This window comes from Agrococcus sediminis (assembly GCF_007923295.1).
Lineage (GTDB): Bacteria > Actinomycetota > Actinomycetes > Actinomycetales > Microbacteriaceae > Agrococcus > Agrococcus sediminis.
This window is the reverse complement of the sequence record NZ_VOIR01000014.1, coordinates 21,026-39,733: the sequence shown is the minus strand read 5'-3', so window position 1 is coordinate 39,733 and position 18,708 is coordinate 21,026. Positions and strand designations below refer to the sequence as shown.

The 18,708-nt window shown below is 72.5% G+C and carries 20 protein-coding genes and 1 tRNA gene; 9 read left to right on the top strand and 12 right to left on the bottom strand.

Annotated elements, in window-relative coordinates; all coding sequences use genetic code 11:
• The 7 genes from FQ330_RS07770 to FQ330_RS07740 all read left to right on the top strand — a co-directional run.
• Positions 1-864, top strand: an 864-nt coding sequence (locus FQ330_RS07770) for a hypothetical protein (RefSeq protein ID WP_225792752.1), incomplete at its 5' end; no start/stop codon positions are given.
• 4 nt (positions 865-868) lie between these two features.
• Positions 869-1,792 (top strand): complex I subunit 1 family protein, encoded by a 924-nt coding sequence (locus FQ330_RS07765; RefSeq protein WP_225792751.1) that lies wholly within the window; start codon positions 869-871, stop codon positions 1,790-1,792.
• Positions 1,789-2,358: an NADH-quinone oxidoreductase subunit J gene (locus tag FQ330_RS07760; protein ID WP_146356532.1), complete on the top strand. Its 570-nt coding sequence runs from the start codon at positions 1,789-1,791 to the stop codon at positions 2,356-2,358. The genes FQ330_RS07765 and FQ330_RS07760 overlap by 4 nt, the downstream gene beginning before the upstream one ends.
• Positions 2,355-2,657: an NADH-quinone oxidoreductase subunit NuoK gene (gene nuoK / locus FQ330_RS07755; RefSeq protein ID WP_146356529.1), complete on the top strand. Its 303-nt coding sequence runs from the start codon at positions 2,355-2,357 to the stop codon at positions 2,655-2,657. Before FQ330_RS07760 ends, nuoK begins: the two co-directional genes overlap by 4 nt.
• A gap of 19 nt (positions 2,658-2,676) precedes the next feature.
• The gene (locus tag FQ330_RS07750; protein WP_146356528.1) at positions 2,677-4,599 is read left to right on the top strand and encodes a proton-conducting transporter transmembrane domain-containing protein; all 1,923 of its coding nucleotides are present in this window, start codon (positions 2,677-2,679) and stop codon (positions 4,597-4,599) included.
• 3 nt (positions 4,600-4,602) lie between these two features.
• Positions 4,603-6,093 (top strand): complex I subunit 4 family protein, encoded by a 1,491-nt coding sequence (locus FQ330_RS07745; protein ID WP_146356526.1) that lies wholly within the window; start codon positions 4,603-4,605, stop codon positions 6,091-6,093.
• Positions 6,094-6,114: 21 nt separating this feature from the next.
• The gene (locus tag FQ330_RS07740) at positions 6,115-7,503 is read left to right on the top strand and encodes an NADH-quinone oxidoreductase subunit N (RefSeq protein WP_225792750.1); all 1,389 of its coding nucleotides are present in this window, start codon (positions 6,115-6,117) and stop codon (positions 7,501-7,503) included.
• A 129-nt stretch (positions 7,504-7,632) separates the two neighbouring features.
• On the opposite strand, the gene FQ330_RS07735 is transcribed toward FQ330_RS07740, so the two are convergent.
• Positions 7,633-7,911: a DUF305 domain-containing protein gene (locus tag FQ330_RS07735; RefSeq protein ID WP_146356524.1), complete on the bottom strand. Its 279-nt coding sequence runs from the start codon at positions 7,909-7,911 to the stop codon at positions 7,633-7,635.
• A 236-nt stretch (positions 7,912-8,147) separates the two neighbouring features.
• Between FQ330_RS07735 and FQ330_RS07730 the strand changes: the two genes are divergently transcribed.
• Positions 8,148-9,464: a YihY/virulence factor BrkB family protein gene (locus tag FQ330_RS07730; RefSeq protein WP_146356522.1), complete on the top strand. Its 1,317-nt coding sequence runs from the start codon at positions 8,148-8,150 to the stop codon at positions 9,462-9,464.
• A 9-nt stretch (positions 9,465-9,473) separates the two neighbouring features.
• On the opposite strand, the gene FQ330_RS07725 is transcribed toward FQ330_RS07730, so the two are convergent.
• The 6 genes from FQ330_RS07725 to gltX all read right to left on the bottom strand — a co-directional run bounded on the left by FQ330_RS07725 (position 9,474) and on the right by gltX (position 13,852).
• Positions 9,474-9,875 carry a DoxX family protein gene (locus tag FQ330_RS07725; RefSeq protein ID WP_146356520.1) on the bottom strand — a complete coding sequence of 134 codons (402 nt, stop codon included), beginning with the start codon at positions 9,873-9,875 and terminating at the stop codon, positions 9,474-9,476.
• Entirely contained in the window at positions 9,872-10,273 is a 402-nt protein-coding gene (locus FQ330_RS07720; RefSeq protein WP_128189598.1) for a DUF1304 domain-containing protein, read from the bottom strand. The genes FQ330_RS07725 and FQ330_RS07720 overlap by 4 nt, the downstream gene beginning before the upstream one ends.
• 103 nt (positions 10,274-10,376) lie before the next feature.
• A tRNA-Gln gene (locus FQ330_RS07715) sits at positions 10,377-10,448 on the bottom strand.
• Positions 10,449-10,534: 86 nt separating this feature from the next.
• Positions 10,535-11,275, bottom strand: a complete 741-nt coding sequence (locus FQ330_RS07710) for a hypothetical protein (protein WP_146356518.1) — start codon at positions 11,273-11,275, stop codon at positions 10,535-10,537.
• Between the two features lie 175 nt (positions 11,276-11,450).
• The gene (locus FQ330_RS07705) at positions 11,451-12,362 is read right to left on the bottom strand and encodes an NAD(P)/FAD-dependent oxidoreductase (RefSeq protein WP_146356516.1); all 912 of its coding nucleotides are present in this window, start codon (positions 12,360-12,362) and stop codon (positions 11,451-11,453) included.
• Complete coding sequence (gene gltX, locus FQ330_RS07700; RefSeq protein ID WP_128189601.1) at positions 12,362-13,852, bottom strand: glutamate--tRNA ligase; 1,491 nt, start codon at positions 13,850-13,852, stop codon at positions 12,362-12,364. Before gltX ends, FQ330_RS07705 begins: the two co-directional genes overlap by 1 nt.
• A 36-nt stretch (positions 13,853-13,888) precedes the next feature.
• Between gltX and FQ330_RS07695 the strand changes: the two genes are divergently transcribed.
• Entirely contained in the window at positions 13,889-14,569 is a 681-nt protein-coding gene (locus FQ330_RS07695; RefSeq protein ID WP_146356514.1) for a permease prefix domain 1-containing protein, read from the top strand.
• Here FQ330_RS07695 and FQ330_RS07690 read toward each other — a convergent pair.
• The 5 genes from FQ330_RS07690 to FQ330_RS07670 form a co-directional block, all read right to left on the bottom strand.
• Positions 14,538-14,864, bottom strand: coding sequence for a PadR family transcriptional regulator (locus tag FQ330_RS07690; RefSeq protein WP_128190269.1), 327 nt, complete (start codon positions 14,862-14,864; stop codon positions 14,538-14,540). The genes FQ330_RS07695 and FQ330_RS07690 overlap by 32 nt on opposite strands.
• Positions 14,865-14,999: 135 nt before the next feature.
• Positions 15,000-15,695, bottom strand: a complete 696-nt coding sequence (locus tag FQ330_RS07685; RefSeq protein ID WP_146356512.1) for a DUF937 domain-containing protein — start codon at positions 15,693-15,695, stop codon at positions 15,000-15,002.
• A gap of 83 nt (positions 15,696-15,778) precedes the next feature.
• Complete coding sequence (locus FQ330_RS07680; protein ID WP_146356510.1) at positions 15,779-16,555, bottom strand: fumarylacetoacetate hydrolase family protein; 777 nt, start codon at positions 16,553-16,555, stop codon at positions 15,779-15,781.
• Positions 16,555-17,640 (bottom strand): branched-chain amino acid aminotransferase, encoded by a 1,086-nt coding sequence (locus FQ330_RS07675; RefSeq protein WP_128190272.1) that lies wholly within the window; start codon positions 17,638-17,640, stop codon positions 16,555-16,557. The genes FQ330_RS07680 and FQ330_RS07675 overlap by 1 nt, the downstream gene beginning before the upstream one ends.
• Positions 17,637-18,701 carry a 3-isopropylmalate dehydrogenase gene (locus FQ330_RS07670; protein ID WP_128190273.1) on the bottom strand — a complete coding sequence of 355 codons (1,065 nt, stop codon included), beginning with the start codon at positions 18,699-18,701 and terminating at the stop codon, positions 17,637-17,639. Before FQ330_RS07670 ends, FQ330_RS07675 begins: the two co-directional genes overlap by 4 nt.
• Positions 18,702-18,708 lie beyond the last annotated feature (7 nt).

Sequence of the window (18,708 nt, the reverse complement as noted above, 5' to 3'; positions counted from 1 at the left end):
GGCACGGACCACAGCCAGATGGACCACACCGGCACGGACCACAGCCAGATGGACCACACCGGCACGGACCACAGCCAGATGGACCACACCGGCACGGACCACAGCCAGATGGACCACACCGGCACGGACCACAGCCAGATGGACCACACCGGCACGGACCACTCCGGCACGGACCACTCCGGCATGGACCACTCCGGCATGGACATGGCGCCAGCGGGCATCCCGCTGGCGGGCGGGGCTGCGGACCGCGATGGACTGGAGATGGACACGCTGGCCGTGCAACTGGGTCCGGTGCTGCCCTACTGGCCGCCGGGCCTCGTGCTGCACTGCGCGCTGAACGGCGACGTCATCACGCGTGCGCGGGCCCGGGGGCTCGACGATGCGTGGCATGGATTTGTCGAGCCGGGCGGACGGGAAGCCGCCGCTCGACGATGCGACGACGCGGCCGCGCTGCTCGCGCTCGCGGGGGCGTCGGGCCTCGCTGCCGACGCGCGCCGGCTCCGCGGCGCGCTGCTGCGCGGCGACACCGCGGCGGCACAGCACGGCCTGGACCGACTCGAGCGTCGCGTCCGCCGCTCCCTGCTCCGCTGGTCTTTGGGGCGCTTGGGCGTCGTGGAGGACCCCGCGCTCGCCCAGCACCTCGTTGCGGCGCAAGCGGGCAGCGTCTTCGATCGGCTGCTCGCCATGCTGGGCGCGGCGCGCGACGCGAACGACGGATCGTCCGGGGAACGACGGGATGCGAGTCGCCTCATCGCTGATCTGCCGCAGCTCGTCACCGGCCTTGACCTCGCTGCCGCACGGCTCGTCGTCGCCAGTCTCGGTCTGTCGTCCCTCGCCGCAGAGCGGGGGGGCCATCATGAGTGACCCCGTGGTCGAGGTGGACCCCTCCTGGGCGATCGTGGGTGCCCTGCTGCTCGCCGTGCTGGTCATGATCGCGGTGGCTCTCGACGGGATGCTGGCTGCACGGGCGCAGGGCGGATCTGCCGCCGCATCGCTGCGCTGGCCTGCCGCTGAGACGGCACGCCTGCTCCGACAGCGCCGACGGTCGACCGTGGCAGCCGACTCGCTGCTGTGGCGCATCGGCGGTGCCGGGATGCTCGTCGCCGCACTGCTGAAGATCACCGTCGTCCCGTTCGGCGAATGGACGCTGTTCGACTTCGAGGCGGGTCTGGTCTGGTTCAACGCGATGGATGCGCTCGTCTGGGCGCTGGTCTGGCTCGTCGGCTGGGGTGGCAACTCCGTGCACGCGCTGGTCGGCGGATACCGCTTCCTCGCGCTGGCGGTCGCGTACGAGCTGCCGCTGATGTTCGCCCTCATCGCCACGGCGATCGCCTCCGAGAGCCTGAATGTGGGCGACATCGTGGCGGCGCAGTCGGAGCTCTGGTTCATCGTGTGGATGCCGGTGGCGTTCCTGATCTACTCGATCGGAGTGGTCGCGTTCTCCGTGTGGGGCCCGTTCGGCTCATCGCTCGGAGCCGACATCGCCGGCGGTGTCGCCGCGGAGCTGTCGGGCGTCGACCGGCTGGTCTTCTTCGCCGGCCGGTATGGAGTGCTCGTCGCCGGTGCGGCGTTCGCGGTGCCGCTGTTCCTGGGCGGAGGGTCCGGCGCGGTGCTGCCGGCATGGGCCTGGTCCCTGCTGAAGACCGTGGTCGTGCTCGCCGCGTTCGTCTGGGTCCGCCGCAAGGTGCCGCTCATACGGCCCGAGAAGTTCATGGAGGTCGGCTGGATGCTGCTGATCCCCGCCGGCATGCTGCAGGATCTGCTGATCGCACTGGTGATGGTGAACCGATGACTCTGATCGGCGAAGTCTTCTTCTGGGTGCTCGGCGCGACAGCCGTGCTCTCCGGGGCCGCGGTGTTCTGGGTGAACTCGATGGCGCGCGCGACCTACGCGCTGGCCATTTCGTTCGTGGCGGTCGGCCTGCAGCTGCTGCTGCTCGACCAGGCGTACCTCGGCGTCATCACCATCCTGATGATGGTGATGGAGATGGCGGTCATGGCCGTCTACATGATCATGTTCATGGGGATGAACCCGGCGCTGATGCCGATGAGCATGGTGCACGACAAGCGGCTGTCACTCGTCACCGCGCTCGTCACCTTCGCGCTGCTCGCGGCCGGCATCCTGCTGACCCCGTGGCCCTCCGGCCGTCCTGCCCCGACAGAGGACGTCACCGTGGCGCTCGGCATGGCACTCATGGAGCCGAAGATGCTCGCGATGATCGTGCTGAGCCCGGTGATGGTGGCGACCATCGTCGCGGGCGTCAGCCTCAGCCTGCACCGCGGCCGGTACGACCGCTACGGCGACGACCTCGAGCGTGCCGCAGCCGACGATCCGCAGCCGGGGGGTGTGGGCCGATGACCCTCGAAGCGGTGCTGCTGATCGCGGCTGCGCTGTTCAGCGTGGGCCTGTACGGGGCGATCTCGCAGCAGGTCGTGGTGATGGTGATGATGGGCCTCGAGCTGATGCTGAACGGTGTCATCCTCGCCGCGGGCGCGTTCTGGTGGTTCCTCTCGCCGGAGCCGACCGGGCAGGTGCTGCTGCTCGTCGTGATCGCCGCGATGACGGTCGAGATGGCCATGGGGTTCGCAGTCGCGACGCTCGTGCATCGTGCGCGTGGCAGCGACATGACCGATTCCGCGTCGGAGCTCAAGCGATGACCGGTCCCGGGGTCGAGCGATGAGCGCGACCATCGCGCTCTGGCTCCTGGTGCTCCTGCCCGCGACGACTGGCGCGCTGCTGTGCCTCCTGCCTCGGGTCGAGCGCGTGGCAGGAGTCGTCGCGATCGGAGTCGCCACGGCCGGCCTCGCGCTCGCGGTCGTGGTCGCGACAGCCCAGCCCGCGGCCGCCGTGCCGTTCCTCGCCGGAGCCGGGTTCGACCTGCGCGTCGACGGGCTCTCCGCCATCATGCTGCCGACGGTCGCCGCGGTGACGCTCTTGGTGCTGATCTTCGCGGCCGGCGACATCCGGGAGGGGCGCGCTCGGTTCCACGGCCTGATGCTGATCTTCGCGGCCGCCGCACTGCTCACGGCGGTCGCCGGGAACCTCGTGACGCTGCTGTTCGCCTGGGAGGTCATGGGCGCCACCTCCTTCGCGCTGATCGGATTCTGGTGGCGGGACGAGCACCGGGTGGCGAGCGGCACCACGGCGTTCATCACCACCCGTGCCGGGGACCTCGGGCTCTACGCGGCGGCGGGGGCTGCGCTTGGCGGGGGCGCGGGCCTCGGACTCGCCGAGCTCACGGACGCGACGGCAGGATGGCGCGACGCCGCGGCCGCCGGTCTGCTGGTCGCGGCGCTCGGCAAGGCCGCGCAGCTGCCCTTCTCGTTCTGGCTCTCCCGAGCCATGGACGGTCCGAGCCCGGTCAGCGCGCTGCTGCACTCCGCGGCCATGGTCGCGATGGGCGGCTATCTCCTGCTGCGGGTCGCGCCGCTGCTTGAATCGACCGGATGGGCCGACACGGCCGCGGCGTGGATCGGTGCCGTGACCGCCCTCCTGCTGGGCGCGGTCGCTGTGGCACAGCGGGATGTGAAGCAGCTGCTGGCCGCCTCCACGGCAGCACAGCTCGGATTCGTCGTGCTCGCCGCGGGGCTCGGCGCGCAGAGCGGCGGTGTCGCGCACCTGGTGGCGCACGCCTCGACCAAGGCCGCGTTGTTCATCGCAGCCGGCGCCTGGCTGACCGCGCTCGGCACCCGACGCCTCTCCGGCCTGGCCGGTGCCGCGCGGCGCTGGCGCCTGCTCGGGTTGTCGGCAAGCCTCGCTGCGCTCGCGCTCGCGGGCATCCCGCCCCTGTCGCTCTGGGCGACGAAGGACGCCGTGCTCACCGCTGCGCTCGAAGAGTCGCTCTGGCTCTACATCGTCGGTCTCGCTGCCTCCGCGCTGTCGGCCGTCTACGCCGCCAAGCTGATCTTCGCGATCTGGCGGAGAGCGGATGCGCACACCGCGACGCACTACGACGAGCACGAGCAGGGCACCCGCCATGCCGGGGCGCTCGATTCGGTTCCCGTCGCCGCGCTGGCCGTCGGCGCCGCGGTGCTCGGGATGCTCGCCCTGCCACCGCTCAGCGGCGCGGTCGCGCGGGCGCTCGGTCAGGAGCCTGCCCAGCCGGGCGTCTGGGAACTGATCGCCTCCGGAACGATCGCGCTGGTGCTGGTGCTCGCCTCGACGCGGTGGCGGCTTCCGGAGCCGCGCTGGGCGGCCGGCTGGCTGGGACTCGAGCTGGCCGGGGATCGGCTCCTGGTGCGGCCCACCATGCGACTCGCTGCCCGCCTCGCACGTTTCGACGACGCCGGGATCGACGCGGCGGCGGAAAGGGCGGCGGAGGGTGCGGCGGCGATCGCGCGGGGGGCGGCTTCCCTCGACGACAGCGGGATCGATGCGGCGGCGGATGGCGCGGCGGCGGCGGCGATGACGACTGCGCGCGCAGCGGCCTCCCTCGACGATCGGGGGGTCGATCGGTCGGTCGACGGGTTCGCCCGACGGGTCTGGCGTGCAGGTCGCGACAGCGCGCGCGCGCAGAACGGTCAGCTGCACCACTACTACGCGCAGGCTGTGGGCCTGCTCGGCGCCGTGGTCGTGCTACTCCTCGTGATCGGAAGGTAACCCATGCTGAGTGCCATCGTCTTCTTGCCGCTCGCCGCCGCGCTGCTGCTCACCGTGCCGGCCGTCTCGGACCGGGTGGCGCGCTGGGCGTGGGTGGCGGTCGCGGCAGCGGATCTCGGGCTGGTAGCCGTGGTCTGGGCGAACTTCGAGGAACCGCCGGAGGGTCGGCTCGCCTTCGAGGAGCGCCTGGAGTGGATCCCGGGCGTCGGAGCCAGCTACCACATCGGGGTGGACGGCCTGTCCCTGCCGCTCGTCGCGATGACGACGATCGTCTTCCTCGCGTGCGCCATCTATGCGCTGCGGGACGAGGACCGCCCCCGCATCCAGGCGGCACTGTTCCTCTTCCTGCAGAGCGTGAGCCTCGGCGTGTTCGTCGCCGCGGACCTGATCCTCTTCTTCGTCTTCTTCGACCTGTCGATCGTCGGCATGTACTTCGTCATCGCCGGTTGGGGTCACGGAGCCACTGCCGGACGCTCCGCGCTGAAGTTCTTCCTCTACACCTTCCTCGGGTCGCTCGCACTGCTGCTCGGCTTCATCGGGCTGTACGTCTCCGCCGACACGCCGACGTTCGACATGGTCGAGCTCGCCGAGATGCTGCCGCTGCAGGGCGAGCCGGTGGCTGGCGGCGCAGTGCTCGCCGCCATCCTGATCGGGCTGGCCGTCAAGACCCCCACTGTTCCCTTCCACACCTGGCTCCCGCCGGCCCACACCGACGCGCCCGCCATCGGGTCCGCGGTGCTCGCCGGGGTGCTGCTGAAGATGGGCACCTACGGCTTCGTCCGGATCGCGATGCCGATGCTCCCCGAAGCGTGGCGAGCGTGGGCGTGGCCCATCATCATCGTCGGCGTGATCTCGGTGCTGTACGGCGCTCTCGTCGCACTCGCCCAGCAGAACCTCAAGCGCATGGTCGCCTACACATCCGTCAACCACATGGGCTACGTCGTGCTCGCGGTCGGCGTGGCGGGCCTCGTGAACAGCGGCACGGAGGATGCCCGGCGGTTGGCGATCGTCGGAGCGGAGACGCAGATGGTGAGCCACGGGTTGATCACCGCGGCGCTCTTCCTGCTCGTCGGCGTGCTGCGCGATCGCGCGGGCAGCTACGACCTCTCGGGCTACGGAGGACTCGCGGCTCCCGCGCCGAGGCTCACGACCCTGTTCGCGATCGGCGCGTTCGCGTCACTGGGCCTCCCGGCCTTCTCGGGCTTCATCGCCGAGTTCCAGATCTTCGCGGGCGCCATCGGCACCGCCCCCGTCACGGCCGTCGCGCTGCTCGGCATCCTGCTCACCGCCGCGATGTTCCTGCTGGCCCTGCAGCGCATCTTCGCCGGGAAGACGCGCGGTGGTTCGATCGGCTTCCGCGACCTGTCGGCGCACGAGCTGTGGTCGGCGGGGTCCCTGCTGGCGCTCTCGCTCCTCATCGGCGTGCTCCCGAGGGTCATCCTCGACGTGATCGAACCGGCCGCTGCGACACTCGCCGAGCTCGTGGGCAGGTGACCGGTGGAGTCTGACGCGGGCTTGGACGTCCTGGCGATGCTGCCCGAGATCGTGCTGATCGCGGGCGCGCTCGTCGTGCTGCTCACGGGCTCGTACCTGCCCCGCTCCAGGCAGGGCGTGGCGTACGGCATCGCGACAGCCACGGCGCTGCTGAGCGCCACGGTCGTGCCCGTGACGTTCGCCGCCGCTCCGGAGGCCGTGTTCGCCGGCACCTTCCTCGTCGACACGACGACGCAGGTGGCGCGCATCGCGGTCTCCGGCGCCACCGCGCTCGTGCTCCTCGCGGGCCGCCGCAGCATCGCCGGCTCCCCCAGGGAGAGCGAGACCGCCGCGCTCGCCCTGCTCGGTGCCGCGGGGACGCTGGTCATCGCGGGCGCCGGGGACCTCCTCGTGCTCGCCGTGGGCTTCCTGCTCGCGAGCATCCCGCTCTATGGCCTGATCGGCCTCGCCGGCACGGCGCGCGCTGCGGAGGCATCGCTCAAGACCTACCTGCTCGGTGCGCTGTTCGGCATCCTGCTGCTGGTCGGCGTCACCCTCCTCACCGGACTGTCCGGGACGAGCGTGTACGGCGAGCTGCCTGCCGCGCTCGCCGAATCACCGGCCGGCGCGGTGACGGTGGGGGCAGCCGCGGTACTCTCGGGCCTCATGTTCAAGGCGGGCGCGGTGCCCGGCCACTTCTGGGTGCCCGACTCGGCGCAGGGGGCGAACGGGCTGGTCGCGACGTTCCTGACGACCGTACCGAAGCTCGGCGCGTTCCTCGCCGCGTTCCGGGTCGTGGCGGCTCTGCCGGACCCGGCGCCGGCCGCCGCCTTCGTCGGCGTCCTCGCCCTCGTCACGATGACGCTCGGCAACCTCGCGGCATACACCCAGGACGACCCTCGCCGGCTGCTGGGCTGGTCGACCGTCGGGCAGGCGGGGTTCCTGCTGGTGCCGGTGGCGGTGGCGCCCACGAGCGCGCTGGCGCTGCCGGCGCTGCTGTTCTACGTGCTGGCATACGCGGTCACCAACGCGGCGGCGTTCTCTGTGACCCTGGCGCTTCCCGGCTTCCGCAGCCTGGCAGACTACCGCGGACTCGCGCGGCGACACCCGGCGCTCGCTGCGGCCCTGGTCGTCGCGCTCCTCGGACTCGTCGGCACGCCGCCGACCGCGATCTTCGTCGGCAAGCTGACCGTCGCGGCCGCGGCGTGGCAGGGCGGCGCGGCCTGGTTGGCAGTGGCCGTGATGGCCAACAGCGTCGTCAGCCTCTACTACTACCTGCGCTGGATCATCCCCCTGTACCGCCCCGCCGATGCGGTGCCAGCGCAGCCCACTGCACCGCTCAGGGTCGGGGCGGCACGCACCGCGATGGCGGGCGCGGTCCTCAGCGTGCTGCTCGGGGTCGCCGCCGGAGTCGTGTTCTCGGTGCTCTGAGCCGGACGAGGCCGTGCCTGCGACATCGCAGCTGGGCGCCGACGCGGTCGCGGTGGGCCCGGATCTCGATGAGGGCGTGACGGGCGGGTGCACGCCCCGATGCCGCGGACCCACCGCGGCCTCGCAGCGTCAGTCCTGCGCGTGTCCCCACTGCTGGTGCCAACTGCGCAGCTGCTCGCTCTCCTCGATCTGATCCGAGTGCATCTTCGCAGCCAGCTCTCTCAGCTCTGCGTGCACGGCCTTGCTCGAAGCGAGTTCGGACGTCGCGATCGCCTGCGCGTGGTGCTTGATCATCATCTCCAGGAACTTCCGGTCGAACTCGTCCCCGGACGCGGACGACAGTTCGTCCAGCGTGGAGTCGGCCATCTCGTCCATGTGCTTCATCATGTCGTCCATTGCGTCAGCCATTCCATCCTCCTTCCGCTTGTCGACCCGGGCGGCCGCATTCCGGTGCGAGGGTAGGCGCGGACGCTGACCGCATCCTGAGGGGTCGTCGCGGACCAGACCCGAGGCCGCGGGAGACTGACGGGGCGATCGGCCGCTCGGTCACGATCGAGCGCGGTCGCGGCCGCCGCAGCTGGTCGCGCATCCAGCCGTTTGGGGTACAGTTCTGCGGCATCAGCACAGCAGCGAGAGGACGCCCCGTGTCCAGCAGAGACCCCATCGACGCCACGCTCGACGCAGCGGACGCACCGGCCCCAGACCACGACGAGAAGCCCGACGCGCCGCCGAAGCTCGAGGGCGCGAGCTGGAAGTACGCGCTGAAGCGCGCCCTCAAGGAGTTCGGCAGCGACGGCGGCACCGACCTCGCCGCGATGCTGACGTACTACATGGTGCTGTCGCTCGCGCCGGGCCTCCTCGCCGTCTTCTCGATCATCTCGCTCGTGCTCGCCAACAACGCGTCGACCGTCACGGGCATCGTCGACGACGCCGTGCGGCAGGTGCCCGAGGACTACCGGGATCTCGTCGTCAACCTCGTCGAGACGATGACGGACTCGGCGGCCGGGGGCGTGATCGCGCTCATCATCGGTATCGCGACGGCCGTGTGGTCGGCATCCGCGTACGTCAAGGCGTTCTCGCGCTGCATGAACATCGTCTACGGCATCGAGGAGGGCCGCGGCTTCATCAAGCAGACGGCGACGATGCTGCTGATCACCGTCGCGCTGCTCGTGGGCGTGGTGGTCATCCTCGTGTCGCTCGCCGTCAACGACGCGCTGGTGACGGGCGTGCTCGGCCCCATCGCCGAGCCGCTCGGGCTCGGCGGCTTCCTCGCGTTCATGACGCAGACCTTCCTGCCGATCTGGGCGTGGGTGAAGTGGCCCGTGATCCTCGCGCTCGTGATCGCGATGATCGCCCTGCTCTACTACCTGGCCCCCAACCTGCAGCAGCCGAAGTTCACGTGGGTCAGCATCGGCTCGGTCGTCGCGATCATCGGCATCGCGCTCGCCTCCGTGGCGCTCGGGCTCTACTTCACGTCCGCCTCGGGCTACAGCTCCTACGGCGCGATCGGCACCGTCATGGCGCTGCTGTTCGCCCTCTGGGTCTTCAACATCGTGCTGCTGCTCGGCGCCGAGGTCGACGCCGAAGTCGAGCGCGCCCGCCAGCTGCAGGCGGGCATCGAGGCGGAGTCGGCCATCCAGCTGCCGCCGCGCGGCGTGAAGAAGGTCGAGAAGAAGGCCGAGGCGCGCGACCGGCTCGAGGCCGAGGGCCGCGAGCTGCGCGAGCAGCACCGCGACGCGGACGTGGAGCACGACGGCGCGGGAACCGCGGCCGACCGGCACGAGGCGACGGATGCGTCGCGTGGGTCGGGCCAGGACGCCTCGGGCGAGCACGTGGGGGCGAGCGCCGCGGAGCGCCCGGCCGACGCGCGCAGCGAGCGCGGCCGCCGGCGCGGCAGCGGCATCGTGCGGCGGCTGCGACGCGCCCTCGGTCGCCGTCGCGGCAGCCGCGGCAGCCGCTGACGGCGGCCGTCAGCGGCGCGGCGCGCGCGTCGCCCAGAGCGCCCAGGCGATGAGCACCGGCTGGAGGAAGAGGCGGCCGAAGCGGCGCTCGTCGGTGTCGAGCCCGAAGGCGTCGCGGCGGTGGATCCACTGCGAGAGGTTGCCCGGGAAGATGGCCGTGAAGAACGCGGCGGCCACGCGGCCGACGAGCGGCCGGTGCCGCTCGGGCGCGAAGGCGATGGCGCTGCCGAGCGCGACCTCGACGACGCCGGATGCGAGCACGACGCCGTCCTCATCGAGCGGCGACAGGTCGACGACCGTGTCTGGCACCTGCGCGCGGAAGTCGCGGCGCGCGAAGGTCAGGTGGCTGACGCCGGCGAGGATGAGCGCGCCGCCGAGGGCGACGCGGGCCGCGGCGCGGACGGCGCTCACGACGCCACCTGTCCGAGCGCGATGAGGCCGGTCACGACCGCGATGGCCGGGAAGAAGCCCTGCACGACCGCCGCTCGGCCCTTCGTGCGGTCGGAGATCACGAGGTAGAGGGCGGCGGCGAGCATGATGCCCGTCGACGCCAGCAGCACCGCGAGCCCCGCGCCTCGGGCGCCGGCCACGAGCGTGATGATGCCCGCGAGCGCGGCGATGCCGAGCAGCAGGTTGTAGACGCCCTGGTTGGCGGCGAGCTGCCTCGTGGCCGCCGCCTGCTCGGGGCTCGTGCCGAACACCCGCCGCGTGCCCGGCTCCTCCCAGCGCAGCGTCTCGAGCACGAAGATGTAGCCGTGCACGGCGGCCGCCAATGCGGCGGCGATGCAGGCGATGACGGCGAGGTCCATGGGCCGCAGTCTAGGCGCGGGAGCCGCTCGCGGGCCGAGCGCGACGGGCCCGGAATGCGCCCGGACAAGCGAGAAGCCCCCGCGTCGCGGGGGCTTCGAAGTGCTGGGGTACCTGGACTCGAACCAAGAACAAAGGTACCAGAAACCTCCGTGTTGCCAATTACACCATACCCCAATGGCCGCATGCCGAGGCGGGCGAGCCAAGAGACGAGCATAGCAACTCGGCGCCCTCCGCGCGAATCGTGGCGCGCGCCGGCCGCCTCAGTCGGCGGTGCGGGAGACGTCGATCGCGTAGCTGAGCACGCACATCCCGTCGCCCGAGCAGGACACCAGGCCGCTCACCGGCATGCCCATCGCGTCGCCCGCGGGGATCGCCCACTCGGTGGCCTGCCCGGTGCGCACGGCGTCGGCGACCTCCTCGGTGAAGGCGGTGATCTCGGCGTCGTCGACCGGCCAGCCGAAGGCTGCCGCGCCCGACTCGACCGCGCGCATCGCCGACGGGAACTCGGCCCACCCGACCGGCGAGCGGGCCATGTCGAAGCGCACGACCTCGCCGCCGGACGTGGTGGCCGTCACCGACGACATCATCTCGGTGAAGTAGCCCTGCCCCTCGATGCCGCCGCCCTGGCCGCGGTAGAAGGTGGTGTCGAGGAAGCCGTACCCGGGGGCGATGACCGCTTGCGCGTCGGGCCCCATCGAGAGCTCCTCGGCCGCGATCGGCAGGCTCGCGAGGTTGAGCGTGACGACCTGGTACTGCACTGCGTACGACGTGCCGGCCTCGCCGAACTGGGTCGTGTTGTTGGCCGAGACCTCCTCGGCGGTGGCCTCGCGGGGCTCCCCGAGGCCGCCCGCGAGCAGCTGTTGGGTGAACCAGAAGAGCCCGCCGATGAGCAGCACGCCGACGATCGGCAGCAGCCAGGTGAGCACGCGCTTGCGGCGCGCCTTGCGCTCGGGCGCCGAGAGCGTGCGCTGCGTCTTCGGCCGGTCGTCGATGAGCGTCATGGCTGTGCCTCCTCCGCGGGGTGACCGCGTGCGCAGACCAGGCTACAGCGGGGGGCTGACATCTCGATACGGCCCTTCGGGCCTACTCGATGAGCGGGGAGGGGTCGGCCCTTCGGGCCTACTCGATGAGCGGGGAGGGGGCCTACTCGATGAGCGGGAGTGGGGGCGGGAGGGGTCAGCGGTCGCGCGCGATGAGGTCGCGGTTGATGACCGAGGCCGCGATGGTGCCGGCACCGGCCGCGACCGCCAGCTGCCGGAAGCCGGGCGTGATGTCGCCCGCCGCGTAGACGCCCTCGACCGAGGCGCGCTGCGCGCGGTCGACGAGCACGAGCCCGTCCTCGTCGGTCTCGAGGCCGAGCGGCTCGGCGAACTCGAGCTGCGGGTGCCACCACGGGCGCACGAAGCCGCCCGTGCGCTCGCTCCGCGCGCCGTCCTCGAGCACGATCGCGCGCATCCCGTCGCGGTCGCCCTCGATCGCGGCGATCGGCGTGCGCACGAGGGCGACCCCGTGCGCGGCCAGGCGCTCCTCGCCCGCCGCGTCGACCGCATCCGACCCGTTCGTGAAGACGGCGAGGTCGTCGGTGTGGCGGCGGATGACCATGGCGCGGTCGACGAGGTCGTCGGTCTCGCCGATGAGGGCGAGCGCCTGCCCGCGCTTGTCGTAGCCGTCGCAGTCCATGCACGAGTGGAGGCTCGTGCCGTACCAGGGGCGCACGTGGTGCGAGGCGGGCAGCGTCTCGCTCAGGCCCGTCGCGATGAGGACCGCGGCGGCCCGGGTCTCGCTCTCGGCCCGCGAGCCTGCCTGCTCCGCCTGCACCGCGAATCCGTCGTCGACCGCGACCACCTGCCGCACGAGCGTGCGCTCGTAGGCGACCGTCGGGTAGCGCAGCACCTCGTCGCGGCCGAGCGTGCGCAGCTCGAGCGGCGAGACGCCGTCGCGGGTGACGAAGCCGTGCGACTGCAGCGTCGCCGCGTGCCGGGGCCGGTTGGAGTCGAGCAGCGCCACCGAGCGCTGCTGGCGCGCCAGGTTGAGCGCCGCCGCGAGCCCCGCGGGGCCGGCGCCGATGACGACGACGTCGACGTCCATCAGACCCTCGCGGCCAGCCGCTCGATGCGGGCGAGCGACGCCTCGCGGCCGAGCAGCTCGAGGGACTCGAACAGCGGCGGCGAGATGCGGCGGCCGGTGACGGCGACGCGCAGCGGCGTGAAGGCGAAGCGCGGCTTGATGCCGAGGCCCTCGACGAGCACCTCGCGCAGCACCTGCTCGATGCTCGCGGCGTCGAACGACTCGAGCTCCTCGAGCGCGCGGCGCGAGGCCTCGAGCACGGCGTGCGCGTCGTCGCCGAGGCTCGCGACCGCGTCGGAGTCGTGGTGGATGTCCTCGGTGTCGAGGAACAGGAAGCCCAGCATGTCCTCGGCCTGGCCGATGAGCTGCATGCGCTCCTGCACGAGCGGCGCCGCCTGCGCGAGCACCGCGCGCTGCTCGTCGCTCGGCGGGCCGTCGAAGATGCGGCCGAGGTAGGGCTCGAGGCGCGCCGCGAAGTCGTCGGCGGCGAGCATGCGCACGTGGTCGCCGTTGATCGACTCGGCCTTCTTCGGGTCGAAGCGCGACGGGTTGGGGTTGACGTCCTCGACGTCGAACGCGGCGATCAGCTCGTCGCGCGTGAAGACGTCGCGGTCGGGCGCGATCGACCAGCCGAGCAGCGCGAGGTAGTTGAGCAGGCCCTCGGGGATGAAGCCGGCCTCGCGTAGCAGGAAGAGGTTGGACTGCGGATCGCGCTTCGAGAGCTTCTTGCTGCCCTCCCCCATGACGTACGGCAGGTGGCCGAAGCGCGGGATGGCGGATGCGACGCCGATCTCGGCGAGGGCGCGGTACAGCGCGATCTGCCGCGGCGTCGACGAGAGCAGGTCCTCGCCGCGCAGCACGTGCGTGACGCCCATGAGCGCGTCGTCGACGGGGTTGACGAAGGTGTAGAGCGGCGCGCCGTTCGGGCGCACCACGACGAAGTCGGAGAAGGAGCCGGCGGGGAACGTGATCTCGCCGCGCACGAGGTCGTCGAACGAGAGGTCCTCGTCCGGCACGCGCAGGCGCAGGCTCGGCTGGCGGCCGGCGTCGCGGTGCGCCTGGCGCTCCTCGCTCGTCAGGTCGCGCTCGAAGTTGTCGTAGCCCTGGCGCGGGTCGCGGCCCAGGTCGATGTTGCGGGCCTCGATCTCCTCGGCGGTCGCGAACGACTCGTAGAGGTGCCCCGACTCCTTGAGCCGCTCGATGAGCTCGGCGTAGATCTCGCCGCGCTGCGACTGCCGGTAGGGGGCGTTCGGGCCGCCGGTCTCGACGCCCTCGTCCCAGTCGATGCCGAGCCAGCGCATCGCCTCGAGCAGCTGCTCGTACGACTCCTGGCTGTCGCGCGCCGCGTCGGTGTCCTCGATGCGGAACACCATCTTCCCGCCGTGGTGGCGCGCGTACGCCCAGTTGAACAGCGCGGTGCGGATGAGGCCGACGTGCGGGGTGCCGGTGGGCGAGGGGCAGAAGCGGACGACGACATCGCCGCCCGTCGCCGTCGAGAAGGGGACGCTCATGATGGCTCCATCCTAGGCGTGGGAGACTGGAGGGCGATGCCCAGCCCCGACCCCGTCGCCGACCTCGTCGGCCGCCTCGAGCGCGCCGTGGTCGCGTCCGGCAGGCGGCGCCGCGAGCTCGCGCGCGAGATCGAGGGCGACCTGCGGGAGGCCGTCGCCGCGCGCGTCGACGCGGGAGCGCCCGAGCCGCTCGCCGCAACCGCCGTGGTCGCCGAGTTCGGCGACCCGCGCGCGATCGCCGCCGAGCTCTCGACCGAGCTGCTCGCCGACCGCGGCCGCCGCTTCGCCCCGCGCGCCGCGCTCGCCGCCGCGACGCTGCTCGTGGTGTGGTTCGTCGGCATGACCGCCCTCGCGGCGGTGCCCGGGTTCCGGGTGCCGGTCGAGGACGGCTGGATGCTCCAGGTCTCGCGGGCGCTCGACGCTGCGGGACCGATCGTGGCGGCAGCCGCCGCCGCCGGCTGGCTCGCGATCCGGCGCTCGGGCTCGCTCACCGCGCTCGTGGCCGTGGCCGGCCTGCAGCTCGCGTTCGCCGTCGCGCTCGTCGCGGGCGCGGTCGCGATGGCGGCGACGATCGCCGTGCCGGCCGCCGGTGCCGGCATCCTCGCGGCCCTGCTGGTCACGACGCTCGTGCTCGGCTCGGCGCTCGCGGTCGCCGCGGCCGCGCTGCTCGTGCGCTGGGGCGCCGTCAGGCTCGCGCCGCGCCGAGCACGCTCGTGATGATCGAGGCCGTCGCGGTCCACTCGGTGCGCTGCGCCTCGAGCTCGCTCGTGCCCGCAGGCGTCAGCCGGTAGACCCGCTTCGAGCGCCCGCTCGACTCCCACTCCCCCTCGATGAGGCCGCGGCGCTCCAGCCGCTTCAGCGCCGGGTAGACGGTGCCGCTCGGGAAGTCGAGCGCGCCGCCGGAGCGGTCGCGGATGCGCTCGATCGCGCCGTAGCCGTGCACCGGTCCGTCGGCGAGCACCGACAGCAGCATCGCGTCGACGTGGCCGCGGAGCGCGTCAGGGGAAGCCATGCGTGCAGTCTAGCCGTTGCCTGCCTGCATATGCAGACAGCCTGCACCCCGTCGAGCTTCCCTCGAGCGCGGGTCTCGCCGCGGAGGAACCGGGGTTCGGGGAAGCTCGACGGAGCCGGCCTCGCGCGGGCAGGGTCAGCCGCGGCGACCGCCGCCGAGCAGGCCGCCGAGGATGTCGCCGAGCGGGCCGAGCGGGCCGCCGCTCGAGCCGCCCTCCCGGCTGGAGCCGCCGCCCAGGATGCCGCCGAGCAGGTCGTCGAGGCCGAGGCCGCCGCCCTGGCCCGGCTGGCCCGGCTGCTGGCCGGGCGCGGGCGCCGGGGTCTGCGTCTGCGGCACCTGCACCTTCTGCTCGGCGCCCGCCGAGCCGCGGTCGAAGGGCGAGTCGAAGCCGCCGCCCGGCGCCTCGGCGCGCTCGGGCGCCTGCGGCGCCGCCCCGCCCCGCTGCCCGAGGAAGCGGTTCGCGATCCACGCGAGCACGATCGGCGCGACGATCGGCAGGATCTTCTGGATGATGCCGCCGAGCGCACCGCCGCCGCCGGCCGCCCGCGCGATCTGGTCGGTGTTGTCGCCGAACACGTTGTGCACGATCTTCTCGCCGTCGGCGGTGTCGATGTCGCCCGCGAGGCGCTCGTCGAGGTGGCCGGCGTGCGCGCCGAGCGCGCCCGCGAGCGACTGGGCGCCCGCCGGGTCGTGCGCGTTCGCCTGCATCCCGCCGACCAGGGTCGGCACGATGGCCTCGACCGCCTGCCTCGCCTCGGCCTCGCTGACGCCCGCGCGCTGCGCGATCTGCTGGATCGGCATCTGGCCGAGCAGCTGCTGGATCTCCGACATGGCTCCTCCTCGAGTCGATCGGCGGCTCGCACCGCCGGTGCGGCTGATGCTAGGCGACCCGGCCGAGTATGAGCCGGGAGGGATCAGCCCGCGGTGGCCTGCGCGACGACCGGGTTGCGCAGCGTGCCGACGCCCGGCACCTCCACCTCGACCGTCTGGCCCGCGCGCAGCGGGCCCACGCCCTCCGGGGTGCCCATCAGCACGACGTCGCCGGGCAGCAGGGTCATGGATGCGGTGATCCACTCGAGCACGGTGGGCGCGTCGAAGATCCAGTCGCTCGAGACGCCGTCCTGCCGCACCTCGCCGTCGACGCGCGTGATGACCTGCAGCGCGTCGTAGTCGGGCTCGGTCTCGATCGCGGGCCCGAGCGGGCAGAACGTGTCGAAGCCCTTCGCGCGCGCCCACTGCTTCTCGCGGTGCTGCAGGTCGCGCGCGGTCACGTCGTTGGCGACCGTGACGCCGAAGACGGCGTGCAGCGCGTTCGCCCGCGTGAGGCGCCGCGCGACCGTGCCGATCACGAGGGCGATCTCGCCCTCGAAGTGCACGTCCTGCGACTCCGGCGGCAGCACGATCGCGTCGCCGGGGCCGATCACCGATGTGTTGGGCTTCAGGAAGACCAGCGGCTCGGTGGGCACCTCGTTGCCGAGCTCGGCCGCGTGCTTCGCGTAGTTGCGGCCGACCGCCACGACCTTCGAGCGCGGGATGACGGGCGCGAGCAGGCGCGCCTCGGCGATCGGGATGCGGGTGCCGGTCGTGTCGAAGCCGGCGACGATCGGGTCGCCGACCAGCTCGACCAGCGCATCCCCGTCGACGACGCCGTAGCCGATGCGCTCGCCGTGCGCGAACCGCGCGACGCGCATCAGCGGGCCTCCGTCAGCTGCACCATCCAGCCGTGCGGGTCCTCCGCGCGGCCGTACTGGATGTCGGTGAGCCGCTGGCGGAGCGCCATCGCGACCGGGCCGGCGGGCGCGCCCGGGTCGCCGATCGTCTCGTCGGGGCTCTTGAGCGCCGCGATGGGCGTCAGCACGGCGGCGGTGCCGCACGCGAAGACCTCGGTGATCGAGCCGTCGGCGATGCCGTCGCGCCACTCCGCGAGCGTCACCGGCCGCCGCTCGACCCGGTGGCCCGCATCCGCCGCGAGCTCGAGCAGCGAGTTGCGCGTGATGCCGTCGAGGATGGAGTCGGAGTCGGGGGTGATGAGGGTGCCGTCGGCCCGGACGAGCACGACGTTCATGCCGCCGAGCTCCTCGAGCTCGGTGCCCGCCTCGTTGAGGAAGAGCACCTGCGCGCAGCCGTTCGCGGCCGCCTGCTGCGTGGGCAGGAGGCTCGCGGCGTAGTTGCCGCCGCACTTGGCGGCGCCGGTGCCGCCCTTGCCGGCGCGGTTGTACTCGCGCGAGAGCCAGATCGAGACCGGCTTCACGCCGCCCGCGAAGTAGGGCCCGGCGGGGCTCGCGATGACCATGAACCGCACGGTCTGCGCCGCGCGCACCCCGAGGAACACCTCGTTGGCGATCATGAAGGGCCGCAGGTAGAGCGAGTTCTCGCCACCGGCCGGCACCCACGCCTCGTCGATCCGCACGAGCTGCCGCACCGACTCGACGAAGTCGTCGACCGACAGCTCGGGCAGCGCCAGCCGCGCCGCCGAGCGCTGCATGCGCTTGGCGTTCTCCTCGGGCCGGAAGGTCCAGACCGAGCCGTCGGCGCGGCGGTAGGCCTTCATGCCCTCGAAGATCTCCTGGCCGTAGTGGAGCACGGCGGAGGCCGGGTCCATCTGCAGCGGGCCGTACGGCTCGACGCGGTGGCCGTGCCAGCCCTCGTCGACCGTCCAGTCGATCGAGACCATGTGGTCGGTGAAGTGCTTGCCGAAGCCGGGCTCGGCGAGCACGCCCTCGCGGACGCTGTCCGCGGCGGGCCGCTCGTTGCGGGTGATCGCGAAGTCGGTCATGCCTGCTCCTTGCGGGTGGATGCGCTGATGCGGCCGGCGATCGCGTCGCCGACCTCGCTGGTGCTGCGTGCGGTGCCGTCGCGCCCGTCGATGTCGGCGTCGACGGCGTCGCGGATGCGCCGGCCGGCGTCGGGGTGGCCCGAGTGCTCGAGCAGGAGTGCGGCCGAGAGGATCGCCGCCGTCGGGTCGGCGATGCCCTTCCCCGCGATGTCGGGGGCCGAGCCGTGCACGGGCTCGAACATGCTCGGGAAGGCGCCCGAGGGGTTGAGGTTGCCGGAGGCCGCGAGGCCGATCCCGCCGCCGACGGCGCCCGCGAGGTCGGTGAGGATGTCGCCGAACAGGTTGTCGGTGACGATCACGTCGAAGCGGCTGGGCCGGTCGACGAGGAAGATCGTGGCGGCGTCGACGTGGAGGTAGTCGACCTCGACCTCGGGGTGGTCGACCGCCACCTCGTCGACGATGCGCTGCCAGAGCGCGCCGGCGTGGACGAGGACGTTCTTCTTGTGCACGAGCGTGAGCCGGCGACGGCGCTGCTCGGCGAGCTCGAAGGCGAAGCGCACGACCCGCTCGACGCCGAAGGCGGTGTTGACGCTCGTCTCGTTCGCGATCTCGTGGGGCGTGCCCTGGCGGAGCGCGCCGCCGTTGCCGACGTACGGCCCCTCCGTGCCCTCGCGCACGACGACGAAGTCGATCTCGCCCGGGTCGCGCAGGGGGCTGCCGATCCTCGGGTGGAGCACGGTCGGGCGCAGGTTCACGTGGTGGTCGAAGGCGAAGCGCAGGCGCAGCAGCAGCCCGCGCTCGATGATGCCGCCGGCGAGGCGCGGGTCGGCGGGGTCGCCGCCGACGGCGCCCAGCAGGATCGCGTCGTGCTCGGCGAGGCTCGCGAGCGTGGCGTCGTCGAGCACCTCGCCGGTCTCGAGGTAGTGGGCGGCACCCAGCGCGTACTCGGTCTCGACGAGCTCGACGTCGGCGAGCGCGGCGCGCATGGCCTTCCTCGCCTCGAGCGTGACCTCCTGCCCGATGCCGTCTCCTGCGATGACCGCGAGGCGCAGCTGCTCCACGCTTCCT

Bases quoted from the DNA above. Each gene is read 5' to 3' on its own strand.
- FQ330_RS07710 (WP_146356518.1), bottom strand. From the start codon at position 11,275: ATGACGCTCATCGACGACCGGCCGAAGACGCAGCGCACGCTCTCGGCG.
- gltX (WP_128189601.1), bottom strand. From the start codon at position 13,852: ATGAGCGTCCCCTTCTCGACGGCGACGGGCGGCGATGTCGTCGTCCGC.
- FQ330_RS07720 (WP_128189598.1), bottom strand. From the start codon at position 10,273: ATGGACCTCGCCGTCATCGCCTGCATCGCCGCCGCATTGGCGGCCGCC.
- FQ330_RS07750 (WP_146356528.1), top strand. From the start codon at position 2,677: ATGAGCGCGACCATCGCGCTCTGGCTCCTGGTGCTCCTGCCCGCGACG.
- FQ330_RS07745 (WP_146356526.1), top strand. From the start codon at position 4,603: ATGCTGAGTGCCATCGTCTTCTTGCCGCTCGCCGCCGCGCTGCTGCTC.
- nuoK (WP_146356529.1), top strand. From the start codon at position 2,355: ATGACCCTCGAAGCGGTGCTGCTGATCGCGGCTGCGCTGTTCAGCGTG.
- FQ330_RS07675 (WP_128190272.1), bottom strand. From the start codon at position 17,640: ATGACCGACTTCGCGATCACCCGCAACGAGCGGCCCGCCGCGGACAGC.
- FQ330_RS07690 (WP_128190269.1), bottom strand. From the start codon at position 14,864: ATGGCTTCCCCTGACGCGCTCCGCGGCCACGTCGACGCGATGCTGCTG.
- FQ330_RS07760 (WP_146356532.1), top strand. From the start codon at position 1,789: ATGACTCTGATCGGCGAAGTCTTCTTCTGGGTGCTCGGCGCGACAGCC.
- FQ330_RS07685 (WP_146356512.1), bottom strand. From the start codon at position 15,695: ATGTCGGAGATCCAGCAGCTGCTCGGCCAGATGCCGATCCAGCAGATC.
- FQ330_RS07680 (WP_146356510.1), bottom strand. From the start codon at position 16,555: ATGCGCGTCGCGCGGTTCGCGCACGGCGAGCGCATCGGCTACGGCGTC.
- FQ330_RS07705 (WP_146356516.1), bottom strand. From the start codon at position 12,362: ATGGACGTCGACGTCGTCGTCATCGGCGCCGGCCCCGCGGGGCTCGCG.
- FQ330_RS07735 (WP_146356524.1), bottom strand. From the start codon at position 7,911: ATGGCTGACGCAATGGACGACATGATGAAGCACATGGACGAGATGGCC.
- FQ330_RS07695 (WP_146356514.1), top strand. From the start codon at position 13,889: ATGCCCAGCCCCGACCCCGTCGCCGACCTCGTCGGCCGCCTCGAGCGC.